This window comes from Amycolatopsis sp. 505, assembly GCF_031625235.1.
Lineage (GTDB): Bacteria > Actinomycetota > Actinomycetes > Mycobacteriales > Pseudonocardiaceae > Amycolatopsis.
Map to the genome: position 1 here is coordinate 766,740 of NZ_JACKQP010000001.1, position 12,505 is coordinate 779,244.

12 protein-coding genes are annotated in these 12,505 nt (G+C 69.6%); all 12 read right to left on the reverse strand.

Features of this window, described 5'->3' with window-relative positions; all coding sequences use genetic code 11:
* Positions 1-9: 9 nt before the first annotated feature.
* Positions 10-309, reverse strand: a complete 300-nt coding sequence (gene nuoK / locus H5965_RS03595; RefSeq protein WP_003081840.1) for an NADH-quinone oxidoreductase subunit NuoK — start codon at positions 307-309, stop codon at positions 10-12.
* Positions 306-1,175, reverse strand: a complete 870-nt coding sequence (locus H5965_RS03600; protein WP_310967870.1) for an NADH-quinone oxidoreductase subunit J — start codon at positions 1,173-1,175, stop codon at positions 306-308. Before H5965_RS03600 ends, nuoK begins: the two co-directional genes overlap by 4 nt.
* Positions 1,172-1,696 carry an NADH-quinone oxidoreductase subunit NuoI gene (gene nuoI, locus H5965_RS03605; protein ID WP_003081846.1) on the reverse strand — a complete coding sequence of 175 codons (525 nt, stop codon included), beginning with the start codon at positions 1,694-1,696 and terminating at the stop codon, positions 1,172-1,174. The genes H5965_RS03600 and nuoI overlap by 4 nt, the downstream gene beginning before the upstream one ends.
* Positions 1,683-3,032, reverse strand: coding sequence for an NADH-quinone oxidoreductase subunit NuoH (gene nuoH, locus H5965_RS03610; protein ID WP_310967871.1), 1,350 nt, complete (start codon positions 3,030-3,032; stop codon positions 1,683-1,685). Before nuoH ends, nuoI begins: the two co-directional genes overlap by 14 nt.
* Positions 3,029-5,500 carry an NADH-quinone oxidoreductase subunit G gene (locus H5965_RS03615; protein WP_310967872.1) on the reverse strand — a complete coding sequence of 824 codons (2,472 nt, stop codon included), beginning with the start codon at positions 5,498-5,500 and terminating at the stop codon, positions 3,029-3,031. The genes nuoH and H5965_RS03615 overlap by 4 nt, the downstream gene beginning before the upstream one ends.
* Positions 5,497-6,792 (reverse strand): NADH-quinone oxidoreductase subunit NuoF, encoded by a 1,296-nt coding sequence (gene nuoF, locus H5965_RS03620; protein ID WP_310967873.1) that lies wholly within the window; start codon positions 6,790-6,792, stop codon positions 5,497-5,499. The genes H5965_RS03615 and nuoF overlap by 4 nt, the downstream gene beginning before the upstream one ends.
* A complete protein-coding gene (nuoE, locus tag H5965_RS03625) occupies positions 6,792-7,649 on the reverse strand; it encodes an NADH-quinone oxidoreductase subunit NuoE (RefSeq protein WP_310967874.1) in 858 nt (285 codons plus the stop codon). Before nuoE ends, nuoF begins: the two co-directional genes overlap by 1 nt.
* On the reverse strand, positions 7,646-9,025 hold the full coding sequence (locus H5965_RS03630) for an NADH-quinone oxidoreductase subunit D (protein WP_310967875.1): 1,380 nt from the start codon (positions 9,023-9,025) through the stop codon (positions 7,646-7,648). The genes nuoE and H5965_RS03630 overlap by 4 nt, the downstream gene beginning before the upstream one ends.
* Positions 9,022-9,771, reverse strand: coding sequence for an NADH-quinone oxidoreductase subunit C (locus H5965_RS03635; RefSeq protein ID WP_310967876.1), 750 nt, complete (start codon positions 9,769-9,771; stop codon positions 9,022-9,024). The genes H5965_RS03630 and H5965_RS03635 overlap by 4 nt, the downstream gene beginning before the upstream one ends.
* Positions 9,772-9,775: 4 nt before the next feature.
* Positions 9,776-10,324, reverse strand: coding sequence for an NADH-quinone oxidoreductase subunit B family protein (locus H5965_RS03640; protein ID WP_043783847.1), 549 nt, complete (start codon positions 10,322-10,324; stop codon positions 9,776-9,778).
* Positions 10,325-10,328: 4 nt separating this feature from the next.
* A complete protein-coding gene (locus H5965_RS03645) occupies positions 10,329-10,748 on the reverse strand; it encodes an NADH-quinone oxidoreductase subunit A (protein WP_206790918.1) in 420 nt (139 codons plus the stop codon).
* A 467-nt stretch (positions 10,749-11,215) separates the two neighbouring features.
* Positions 11,216-12,502 (reverse strand): geranylgeranyl reductase family protein, encoded by a 1,287-nt coding sequence (locus H5965_RS03650; RefSeq protein WP_310967877.1) that lies wholly within the window; start codon positions 12,500-12,502, stop codon positions 11,216-11,218.
* Positions 12,503-12,505: the final 3 nt, after the last annotated feature.

Here is a 12,505-nt window from a genome sequence, read left to right on the forward strand (position 1 = left end):
GGGGGTCTCCTAGTACTTCAGCAGGTTGGTGTCGTCGACCGAGGCCGAGCGCCGGGTGCGGAAGATGGCCATGATGATCGCCAGGCCGACCACGACCTCGGCGGCCGCGACGACCATGACGAAGAACGCCATGATCTGGCCGTCGAGCCCGCCGTTGATCCGGGCGAAGGTGACCAGCGACAGGTTGACCGCGTTGAGCATCAGCTCGATGCACATGAACACGACGATCGCGTTGCGCCGCACCAGCACGCCGACCGCGCCGAGCGCGAACAGCAGCGCCGACAGCAGCAGGTAGTACGTGGGGGTCATTCCTTCTCCCCTTCCGAAGCTCCCCCGGCAGAGGGTTCCGTACCGACCAGGGCGCGCGCGTCCGGGTGCGGGCCCTCGTCCGCGACGAGCTTGCGTTCCTTCGCCAGCTCGATCGCCGAAGTGGACTCGATGATCGCCGACAGCGACTCCGGGGCGACCGTGCCGTCCGGCAGCAGCGCCGGGGTGGCCACCGAGTTGGCGGTGGCGAAGACACCCGGGCCGGGCAGCGGCGACGGCCGGTCGTGTTCGCCGCGGAACCGCAGGAGCACCAGTTCCTTCTGCGTGAGCTTCCCGCCCTTGGCGTGCCGGTCGGTGAAGGCCAGCACCATCGCGCCGATCGCGGCGGTGATGAGCAGCGCCGACGTCAGCTCGAACGGGAACAGGTAGTCGGTGAAGATCAGCCGGCCGAGGCCCTTCGGCCCGCCGCCCGCGGGGGTGGCGGAGTCGAGCGGGACGGCCGGGGTGACGTTCGCCAGCGCCCGGTAGATGCCGGTGGCCAGCAGCGCGGCCAGCCCGATGCCGAGCACCGTCGCGGCCAGCCGCTGCCCGCGCAGGACTTCGACGACCGAGTCCGAGCTCTCCCGGCCGACCAGCATCAGCACGAAGAGGAACAGCATCATGATCGCGCCGGTGTAGACGATGATCTGGGTGAAGCCCAGGAACGGCGCCGACTGGATCATGTACAGCGCGCCCAGGCTCAGCATGGTCAGCACCAGCCACAGCGCCGAGTGGACGGCGTTGCGGGAGAAGATCATGCCGAGCGCGCCGAGCAGCGAGAGCGGGCCGAGGATCCAGAACGCGATGGCTTCCCCGGTCGAGACACCCGCGGAGGCGTCCGGTGCGGCGGCCAGAACTGCGGAGATCACTTGACGCCCTCCCCGCGTGCCAGCTCGGGGCCGTTCACGTAGTAGTCCTGCTCGTTCTCGCCGAGCCGCATCGGGTGCGGCGGCTGCTCCATGCCGGGCAGCAGCGGGGCGAGCAGGTCTTCCTTCGTGTAGATCAGCCGCTGGCGGTCGTCGTCGGCCAGCTCGTAGAAGTTGATCATCGTCAGCGACCGGGTCGGGCACGCCTCGATGCAGAGGCCGCAGCCGATGCAGCGCAGGTAGTTGATCTGGTAGTCCGCGCCGTACCGCTCGCCCGGCGAGTACCGGGCTTCCTCGGTGTTGTCACCGCCCTCGACGAAGATCGCGTCCGCCGGGCACGCCCACGCGCACAGCTCGCAGCCGACGCACTTCTCGAGGCCGTCCGGGTGGCGGTTCAGCTGGTGCCGGCCGTGGTAACGCGGGGCGGCGGGCGCGCCGGCCTCCGGGTACTCCTCGGTGGCGACCTTCTTGAACATCATCCCGAAGGTGACGCCGAAGCCCTTGACGGGATCAAGAAACCCCATCTTGTGCCCCTTCCTTTGCGGTACCGACGGCCGCCGGCTTGCGGCGGGCCGCCTTCGCCTCGGCCTTGGCCAAAGCCTTCTGACGCGGGGTGGTCTGCGGCACCTTGAGGTCCAGCGGCGGGACCGGGAAGCCACCGCCGGTGACCGGGATGCTCTCGCTCTCCTCTTCCCGGCTCGCGGCCCGGACGTAGAAGAACAGCGCGACGACGATGAAGATCGCAACCGCGGCGATGATGATGGTCGCGGTGTTCCAGGCGATGACCTTCGCGAACGTCACCATGACGATCCAGACCAGGTTCAGCGGGACCAGGACCTTCCAGCCCAGGCGCATGAACTGGTCGTAGCGCAGGCGGGGCAGCGTGCCGCGCAGCCAGATGAACCCGAAGAGCAGGACGAACATCTTCGCGAAGAACCACAGCACCGGCCACCAGCCGGTATTGAGGACGTTGTTCCCGATCAGCGACAGCGGCCACGGGGCCATCCAGCCGCCGAGGAACAGCGTCGTCGCGAACGCCGAGACGATCACCATGTTGACGTACTCGGCGAGGAAGAACATCGCGAACTTCATCGAGCTGTACTCGGTGTGGAAGCCGCCGACCAGCTCCGACTCGGCCTCGGGGAGGTCGAACGGGGCCCGGTTGGTCTCACCGACCATCGAGATCAGGTAGATCACGAAGCTCGGGACCAGGTAGAGGAACCACACCTTGTGCTGCGCGCCGACGATGTCGGCCAGGTTCAGCGACCCGGCCTGCAGGATCACCGCGACGATCGAGAGCCCCATCGCGATCTCGTAGGAGATCACCTGCGCCGCGGAGCGCATGCCGCCGAGCAGCGGGTACGGCGAGCCGGACGACCAGCCGGCGAGCACGATGCCGTAGACGCCGATCGAGGAGCAGGCCAGGATCACCAGCGCGCTGACCGGCAGGTCGAGCAGCTGCAGCACGGTCCGCTCGCCGAAGATCGACACGACCGGCCCGAACGGGATGGCCGACAGCGCGATCAGCGACGGCACCACGCACATGACCGGCGCGAGGAAGTACACCTTGCGGTCGGCGGTGTCCGGGATGATCTGTTCCTTGAACGGCAGCTTGATCGCGTCCGCCAGGGACTGCAGGTAGCCGCCCGGGCCGACCCGGTTGGGGCCGGGCCGGTTCTGCATCCGGCCGACCGCCTTGCGCTCCCAGACGATCAGGAAGATCGTCATGATCGGCCCGATCAGCAGGATGACCACGCACTTGAGCAGGATCAGCCACAACGGGTCGTCGGCCAGCAGCGCCGCCCGGGTAGCCGCGTCGGGCACGCTGCCCACAGCGGCTTCGGTCAGCAGCGGGGTCATTGCCCACCTCCAGCGAGGTTCACGACGGCGCCGTGCCCGGCACCGAGCGTCTTGAACACGGCCGAGCCGTCCGAGTTGCCCGGCAGCCACACGACACCGTCGGGCAGGTCGGCGATCTCCACCGGCAGCGTGATCGCACCGCGTTCGGTGCTGACGCGCACGGTGACGCCCAGCCCTTCGGCGGTCTTCGCGGACAGCCGCGCGACCGGCGTGCGCTGGGTGCCCTTGAGGTGCGGCTCGCCGTCCTGCAGGGAACCGTTGTCGATCAGCTGGCGCCAGGTCGAGAGGACCGCCTGGCCGGCCCCCGGCGTGGCGGGCGGCGCAACCTCGGCGGCGACGTGGCTCCAGCGCAGCGCCGAAGCCGGGCCGAGCTTCTCGAAGTCACCGCGCGCCGCGGCCGGCGTCTGCGTGAACAGGTCCGCGTCCATCTCGACGGCGAGCGTGTCGAGCACCCGGCAGTCCGGCAGGGCGCCGGTGCCTTCGATCGTCGTGTCGAACGGGCGGGTGCGGCCCTCCCAGTTCAGGTAGCTGCCGGACTTCTCGTCCGACGCCGCCACCGGGAGCACGACGTCCGCGCGCTCGGTCACCGCGCTGTGCCGCAGTTCGAGGCTGACCACGAACCCGGCGGTGTCCAGCGCGCGCAGCGCGAGGTCCGGGTCCGGCAGGTCGTACGGGTCGACCCCGCCGACGACCAGGCCGCCGAGCTCGCCGGCCGAAGCGGCCAGCAGGATGTCGGTCGCGTCGCGGCCCGGCGTGGCCGGGAGCGGGACGCCCCAGGCGTTTTCGACGGCGACGCGGGCGGCGTCGTCGCCGACCCGGCGGCCGCCGGGCAGCAGCGACGGCACGCAGCCGGTCTCCAGGGCACCCCGGTCGCCGGCGCGGCGCGGGATCCACGCGAGCCGGACACCGGTGCGCTCGACCAGGTCGTGCAGGGCGGCGAAGAGGCCGGGGATCGCGGCCGCGCGCTCACCGACCAGGACGACCGCGCCTTCGCCGCGCAGAGCCTCGTCGAGGTCCGGCGCGTGCTTGGCGATGCCTTCGACGGCCGCGGCCTCCTGGCCCGGGACGCAGGCGAGCAGCTCACCGAACGTCTTGCGCACCGACGACGTCGTCCACTGTCCCAAGTGGACGACCCGGGTGCGGTTCTTGCGGGCCGCCTTGCGCAGCCGCAGGAACACGATCGGGGCTTCGTCCTCGGGCTCGAACGCGACGCACAGGACCGTGCGGGCCCGCTCGATCTCGCCGAAGGTGACGCCCGATTCCGGCGTCACGCCCACGACGTGCGAGGTGAGGAACGCGAGCTCCTCGGCCGAGTGCGGGCGGGCGCGGAAGTCGACGTCGTTGGTCTGCAGGGCGACGCGGGCGAACTTCGAGTACGCGTAGGCGTCTTCGACGGTCAGCCGGCCACCCGGCAGGACGCCGACCCCACCGTTCGACCGGGCCGCGGTGAGACCCTCCGCGGCGGCGCGCAGCGCGTCGGTCCAGGACGCCTCTTCCAGCTCACCGGTTTCGCGGTTGCGGACCAGCGGGCGCCGGATGCGGTCCTCGGCGCCGGTGTAGCGGAAGGCGAACCGGCCCTTGTCGCAGATCCACTCTTCGTTGACTTCCGGGTCGTCGCCGGCCAGCTTGCGCTGGACCTTGCCGCGGCGGAAGTCGGTGCGCTCGGCGCAGCCGGACGAGCAGTGCTCGCAGACGCTCGGCGCGGACACCAGGTCGAACGGGCGGGAGCGGAACCGGTAGGCCGCGCTCGTCAGGGCCCCGACCGGGCAGATCTGGATGACGTTGCCGGAGAAGTAGGACTGGAACGGCTGGCCGCTGGTCGTCCGCGACGCCAGGTCCAGGACGTCCGCCGTCTCCGCGGTGCCGATCTGCTGGTGGGCGCCGCGTTCGAGGAGCTCGATGAACGGGTCGCCGGCGATCTCGCGGGAGAACCGGGTGCAGCGCTGGCAGAGCACGCAGCGTTCGCGGTCCAGCAGCACCTGCGTCGAGATCGGCAGCGGCTTCGGGAACGTCCGCTTGGTGTCGACGAACCGGGAGTCCGTGCGGCCGTGGGCCAGCGCCTGGTTCTGCAGCGGGCACTCGCCGCCCTTGTCGCAGATCGGGCAGTCCAGGGGGTGGTTGATGAGCAGCAGCTCCATCACGCCCTGCTGGGCCTTGTCCGCGACCGGCGAGGTCAGCTGCGTCTTGACGACCATGCCGTCGGCGACGGTCATCGTGCAGGACGCCTGCGGCTTCGGCATCGGGCGGCCGCCCATCTCGACCTCGACCAGGCACTGGCGGCAGGCGCCGGCCGGGTCGAGGAGGGGGTGGTCGCAGAACCGCGGGATGACCGTGCCGAGGCGTTCGGCCGTGCGGATGAGGAGCTCGCCCTTGGGGGCGATCACCTCTTCGCCGTCGATGACCAGCTTGACGTGGCCCTCGGGGACCGGCGTCTCGGTGGTTTCGGGCTTGTCGGGCGCGATCGTCATGCCTGCGCTCCCACGAGTTCGGGCTTGGTCTGTTCGTGCCGGTTCGCTTCGCACAGCGCGAGGAATTCCTCGCGGAAGTACTTGATGCCGCTCTGGATCGGCGACACCGCGCCGTCGCCGAGGGCGCAGAACGACCGGCCGAGGATGTTGTCGCAGACGTCGAGGAGGGTGTCGATGTCCTCCTCGGTGCCGTGGCCCTCGACCATCCGCTCGAGGATCTGCGCCAGCCAGTACGTGCCTTCGCGGCACGGCGTGCACTTGCCGCAGGACTCGTGCTCGTAGAACTGGGTCCACTTCATCACGGCCCACGGCACCGACACGGTCTCGTTGAAGACCTGGACGGCGGTGGTGCCCAGCATCGACCCGGCTTCCGCCGCGCCTTCGAAGTCCAGGGGAACGTCGAGGTGCTCGGCGGTGAACATCGGGGTGGACGAGCCGCCCGGGGTCCAGAACTTGAGCGGGATGCCGTCCTTCATGCCGCCCGCCATTTCGAGGAGCTCGCGCAGCGTGGTGCCGAGCGGGCACTCGTACTGGCCGGGCTTCTCGACGTGGCCGGAGATCGAGTAGATCTTCGGGCCGGGCGACTTCTCGCGGCCCATCTCGCGGAACCAGCTCGACCCGCCGTTGACGATGAAAGGCGCGCTCGCGATGGTCTCGACGTTGTTGACCGTGGTCGGCGCGGCGTAGAGGCCCGCGGCGGCCGGGAACGGCGGCTTGAGCCGCGGCTGGCCACGACGGCCTTCCAGCGAGTCGAGCAGCGCCGTCTCTTCGCCGCAGATGTACGCGCCCGCGCCCGCGTGGACGGTGATCTTGAGGTCGAAGCCCGAGCCGAGGATGTTCTCGCCGAGGTAGCCCGCCGCTTCGGCTTCGCGCACGGCCGCGTTGAGGCGGCGGATGCAGTGCAGCGCCTCGCCGCGGACGTAGATGAAGCAGTGGTTGGACCGCATCGCGTACGAGGCGATGATGCAGCCCTCGATGAGCGAGTGCGGGTCCGCCATCATCAGCGGGATGTCCTTGCACGTCCCCGGTTCGCCCTCGTCGGCGTTGATCACCAGGTAGTGCGGCTTGTCGAAGTTCGGCGGCATGAACGACCACTTGATGCCGGCCGGGAAGCCCGCGCCGCCGCGGCCGCGCAGGCCGGAGTCCTTGACCAGCTGGACGAGCTGCTCCGGCGTCCCGGCCAGGGCCTTGCGGACGGCGGTGTAGCCCTCGAGGGCCTCGTACGTCCCGATCTGCCAGGAGTTCGGCGACAGCCAGCGCTTCGTGAGGACGGGGGTAATGGGATCGGCCATTACTTCTTCTCCACTTCTGGCAACGGCACATCGGAAGCCACCGGGGCGACCCAGCCGCGGTCCTGCGCGAGCTTCGCGCCCCGCAGCGTCTCGACGGCCTGCGACGGGCCGTCGACGTCCCGGCGGTAGGCCGCTTCGTCCTCCGGGAAGAACCCGGCGAGCTGCAGCTCGGCGCCCTTGAAGTTCGTCAGCGGCGCGCCGCGCGTCGGGGCCGGCTTCTTGCCCGCCTGCAGCGCGTCGACCAGCGCGACGGCCTTGTCCTCGGTCTGGTTGTCGAAGTACTCGTAGTTGACCTGGATGACCGGCGCGAGGTCGCAGGCCGCGAGGCACTCGGCGTGCTCGAGGGTGATCGAGCCCGGTTCGTTCGGCGTGCCCGCGGTCTCGTTGTGCCCCAGCGGTTCCTCTTCGGACCCGAGGTGCGTCTGGAGGCGCTTGTAGATCGCGTCGCCGCCCATGGCCGCGCACAGCGTGTTGGTGCAGACGCTGACGAGGTGCTCGCCGCACGGCTTGCGCTTGTACATCGTGTAGAACGTCGCGACCGCGCTGACCTCGGCGTCGGACAGGTCGAGCTGCCGCGCGCAGAACGCGATGCCCTCCTGGCTGACGTACCCCTGCACCGACTGCACGAGGTGCAGCATCGGCAGGAGCGCCGAGCGGGACATCGGGTAGCGCGCGATCAGGTCCTGCGCCTTGGCGTGGATGTCCGCGTCGAAGATGTCCTCGAGGGGCGTCTCGGTGATGATGCCGGCGGCCACATCGGGGTCCGGCGCGATGGCGACGACGTCGGTGTCGGGCCCCGCCGCGGCGTACGTCGTCGCGGCGTCCTTCGAGCCCGGCTCGGGAACTGCTGTGGTCATCGGTCCACTCCCCCCATGACGGGGTCGATCGAGGCGATGGCGGCGATCACGTCGGCGACCAGGCCGCCCTCGGCCATGGCGGGCATCGACTGCAGGTTCACGAAGCTCGGTTCGCGCACGTGGACCCGCAGCGGCCGGGTGCCGCCGTCGGAGACCAGGTGCGCGCCCAGCTCGCCGCGGGGTGACTCGACCGCCGCGTAGACCTGCCCGGCCGGGACCTTGAAGCCCTCGGTGACCAGCTTGAAGTGGTGGATCAGGGACTCCATCGACTGGCCCATGATCTTCTTGACGTGCTCGAGCGAGTTGCCCATGCCGTCGCTGCCGATGGACAGCTGCGCGGGCCAGGCGATCTTCTTGTCCTCGACCATGACCGGGCCCGGCTCGAGCTTCTCGAGGCACTGCTCGATGATCTTGAGGCTCTCGTGCATCTCGTGGACGCGGATCAGGTAGCGCGACCAGCAGTCGGCACCGTTGTCCACGGGCACGTCGAAGTCGAACTCGTCGTAGCAGGAGTACGGCTCGGTCTTGCGCAGGTCCCAGGGCAGGCCCGCGGACCGCAGCACCGGACCGGTGACGCCGAGCGCGAGGCACGCGTCCACCGGCAGGTAGCCGACGCCCTTGAGCCGGTTGCGCCAGATCGGCTGGCCGGTGAAGAGCTTGTCGTACAGCGGGAGGCGTTCCTTCATCGTCTTGATGAACGCCTTGACGACCTCGACGTAGTCGGCCGGCATGTCCTGCGCGAGGCCGCCGGGGCGGATGAACGCGTGGTTCATCCGCAGGCCGGTCAGGTGCTCCAGCAGGTGCAGCACCTCTTCGCGCTCGCGGAAGCCGAGCGTCATCGCGGTGGTGGCGCCGAGCTCCATGCCGCCGGTGGCGATGTAGACCAGGTGCGAGCCGATCCGGTTGATCTCCAGCAGCATCACGCGCAGCAGCTGCGCGCGGCGCGGGGCTTCGATCTGCAGCAGCTTCTCGACGCCGAGGCAGTACGCCATCTCCGTCGAAAGCGGGGCCAGGTAGTCCATGCGCGTCACGAAGGTGACGCCCTGGGTCCAGGTCCGGTACTCGCAGTTCTTCTCGATGCCGGTGTGCAGGTAGCCGATGACCGACCGCAGCTGCGTGACGGTCTCGCCCTCCATCTCCAGCACGAGCCGGAGCACGCCGTGCGTCGACGGGTGCTGCGGGCCCATGTTGATGACCATGCGCTCGTCGTGCTGGGCGTCGGCGATGACGTCGTCCCAGTCGCCGCCCGAGACCGTGTAGACGCGGCCTTCGGTGGTGTCGCGGGAATCGGCGTAGCTGACGTCGTCGGTGCTGTCGCTGCCTTCGGCGGTGGTCGACGTGCCCGTGGTGACGTCGGAAAGGTTCTCGGTGCTCACGAGTACGACCTCCGCTGGTCCGGCGGCGGGATCTCCGCGCCCTTGTATTCGACCGGGATCCCGCCGAGCGGGTAGTCCTTGCGCTGGGGGTGGCCGTCCCAGTCGTCCGGCATCAGGATCCGGGTCAGCGCCGGGTGGCCGTCGAAGACGATCCCGAACATGTCCCAGGTCTCCCGCTCCTGCCAGTCGGCGGTCGGGTAGGTCTCGACCAGCGACGGCACGTGCGCGTCCTCGACGTCGAGGGTGACCTCGAGGCGGATGCGGCGCCGGTAGGTCAGCGACGTGAAGTGGTAGACCGCGTGCAGCCGCTGCGGGACGTCGACGCCGTAGTCCACCCCGGACACCGAGGACAGCAGCTCGAAGCGGAGGCCGCCGTCGTCGCGCAGGGTCTTCGCGATCGCGGGCAGGTGCTCGCGGGCGACGTAGAAGGTGATCTCGCCGCGGTCGACCGTCGTCTGCAGGATCGCCTCGGCGGGGATCTTGCGTTCGGCCAGCGCGGCGTAGAACTCGTCGGCGAACTGGTCGAACCAGCCGCCGTACGGCCGCTCGGCCGGCGCCGGGCTGTACGCCGGGAGCCGGACGCCGCCGTAGCCGGAGGTGTCGCCGGTGCCGTGGACGCCGAACATGCCCTGGCGTTCGCGCCCGGTGACGACCGGCTCGGCCGCACCCGGACCCTTCGCCGTCAGGCCGGTTTCGGCTCGCTCGGCGCTGGACTGCTCTTCGCCGGGTTGGGGGTTCTCAGTCATCGCTCTACTTCTTCGCGTACTTGATCGACGACGCGACGAGCTCGGTGCGCTCCCCGCTCGCGGCTCGGATGGCGGCGCGGCGGGCGTTGATCGGCTCGTCCTGGATCTTGGCGTGCAGCTTGAGGATCGCGTCCAGCAGCATCTCGGGCCGCGGCGGGCAGCCGGGCAGGTACATGTCGACCGGCACGATGTGGTCGACGCCCTGGACCACGGCGTAGTTGTTGAACATGCCGCCGGAGGAGGCGCAGACGCCCATGGCGAGCACCCAGCGCGGCTCGGCCATCTGGTCGTAGATCTGGCGCAGGACCGGGGCCATCTTCTGCGTGACGCGCCCGGCGACGATCATCAGGTCGGCCTGGCGCGGCGTCGCGCTGAAGCGCTCCATGCCGAAGCGGGCGATGTCGTAGCGGGAACCGCCGACCGTCATCATCTCGATCGCGCAGCAGGCGAGGCCGAAGGTGGCGGGCCACAGCGAGTTCTTGCGCGCCCAGTTGACGAGGCCTTCCAGGCTGGCCAGCAGGACGCCGTTGGGGAGTTTTTCTTCCAGGCCCATGGGTCTAGTTCCAATCCAGGCCGCCGCGCCGCCACACGTAGGCGTACGCGAAGCCGACCGTCGCGATGAACAGCAGGATCTCCACCAGGCCGAAGGTGCCCAGCGCGTCCGCCTGCACGGCGAACGGGTAGAGGAAGACCATCTCGATGTCGAACAGGATGAACAGCATCGCGGTGATGTAGTACGCGACCGGCATCCGCCCGGCGCCGACGAGCGGCTGCGGGGACGGCTCGATGCCGCACTCGTAGGCGGAGAGCTTGGCCTTGTTGTACCGGCTGGGTCCGACGAGCGGCCCGAGCAGGACCGACAGCACGGCGAACGCCAAGGCCAGCACGAACAACAGGACCAGGGGCAGGTAGGGCTTCAGGCTCGGGGCCTCTTGGGCCAGCTGCACCGTGTCGGTCCGGGTCAGCAACGTCAGCACGGGGTCTTCGCCATCCTTTCCGCGCCGCTGCGGTTGTGCTTGTGGTGGGGAACCGCTGGGCCTCGTCGGCACCCTAAGGGACCTGGGTCACACCGCCGAGGGTCAGGGTCTCCTTACGGCCCGTGGCTGGACCGTGAGCAGCTTGTGAAATAGTTCACAAGCCACTCGTCGCGGATGTGAAGGGATTCACAAAGCATGGGGGGAGTCTAGGACGCGACTCACACTCTTGTCCCTAGTACCCCGTGTTATAAGGGTCGCCTAAGTTCCCTCGCCATCGTTGTCACGGGTCGGCAACACCGCGCGCGCGACCTGCGCGAAGGGGTTTCAAGATCGCGGTCCGGGCGGACAAAACGGGCGCTGACCTGTGATCTATCCCACTGACCGCACGGCCAACTTGTTAGGCCACTCGTGTGTCCGCGCGCGAGAAAGCCCGGCACGGAAGCCGTGCCGGGCCCTCGGAAATCCGGTCAGCGCGGGCTCGGGGTCACCTTCGCCAGCGCCGCGATCAGGCGGTCGACGCCGTCGCCGCCCTTGGCGTCGTAGCAGCCCGAAAGGCCCTTGTAGACCAGCGGCAGCAGCTTGTTGATGCGCAGGCCGTACTTGGTGCACGCGTGCATGATCTTCGGCTTGCCGATGATCTTCGCGAACACGTTGCCCAGCGCGTAGTAGCCGCCCATCAGCTCACCGACCGCCCGCGGGTACGCCTCCAGAGCCCGCTCCCGCGAAGGCCCTTCGCGCCGCGCAAGCGCCTGCACGACGACCTCCGCGGCGATCTGCGCCGACTCCATCGCGGCCGAGATGCCCTCGCCGTTGAACGGGCTGACCATGCCGCCCGCGTCGCCGAGCAGCAGCAGGCCGTCGCGGTAGTGCGGGGTGCGGTTGAAGCCCATCGGGAGGCCGGCGCCGCCGACCTTGCCGATCGCGTTCTCCTCGCGGTAGCCCCACTCCTCCGGCGTCCCGTCGAGCCATTGCCGCAGCAGCGCGCGGTAGTCGGTGTTCCGGAACGACGCCGACGTCGAAAGCATGCCGAGGCCGACGTTGACCGTGCCGTCGCCGAGCGGGAACGCCCAGCCGTAGCCCGGCAGCAGCTTCGGGTTCCGCGGGTCGGACTTGTCCCACAGCTCGAGGTGACCCTCGATGAACGGGTCGTCGTGCCGCGAGCTCTTGTAGTACTGGCGCACGGCCACGCCCATCGGGCGCTTCTCGTTCTTCTGGATGCCGACGCTCAGCGCGAGCCGCGCGGACACGCCGTCGCAGGCCAGGACCAGGGGCGCGCGGTAGTGCACCGGCGTCTTCTCCGGGCCGACCTTCGCCTCGACGCCGACCACGCGCCCGCTGGGGTTGGTGATCGCGCTGGTGACGGTGGTGCGCTCGTACAGGCGCGCGCCCGCCTTCACGGCGAGCTTCGCGAGGAGGTCGTCGAAGTCGTGACGGGTGCGGGACACGCCGTACGGCGGGTAGCTCGTCAGGTCGGGCCAGTCGAGTTCCAGCGTCAGGTCGCCGGTGAGGATCCGCAAGCCGCGGCTGTGCACCCAGCCCGCGTCGGTGGCTGTATCTATTCCAAGGTCGATCAGCTGCTTGACGCCGCGCGGGGTCAGGCCGTCGCCGCAGACCTTCTCGCGGGGGAACTCGGTCTTCTCCAGCAGCAGGACGTCGACGCCCGCGCGGGCCAGGTAGGTGGCCACGGTGGACCCTGCGGGTCCGGCGCCGACGACGATGACCTCGGCGTCTTGATCTGGGCTACGACGGCTCATGCA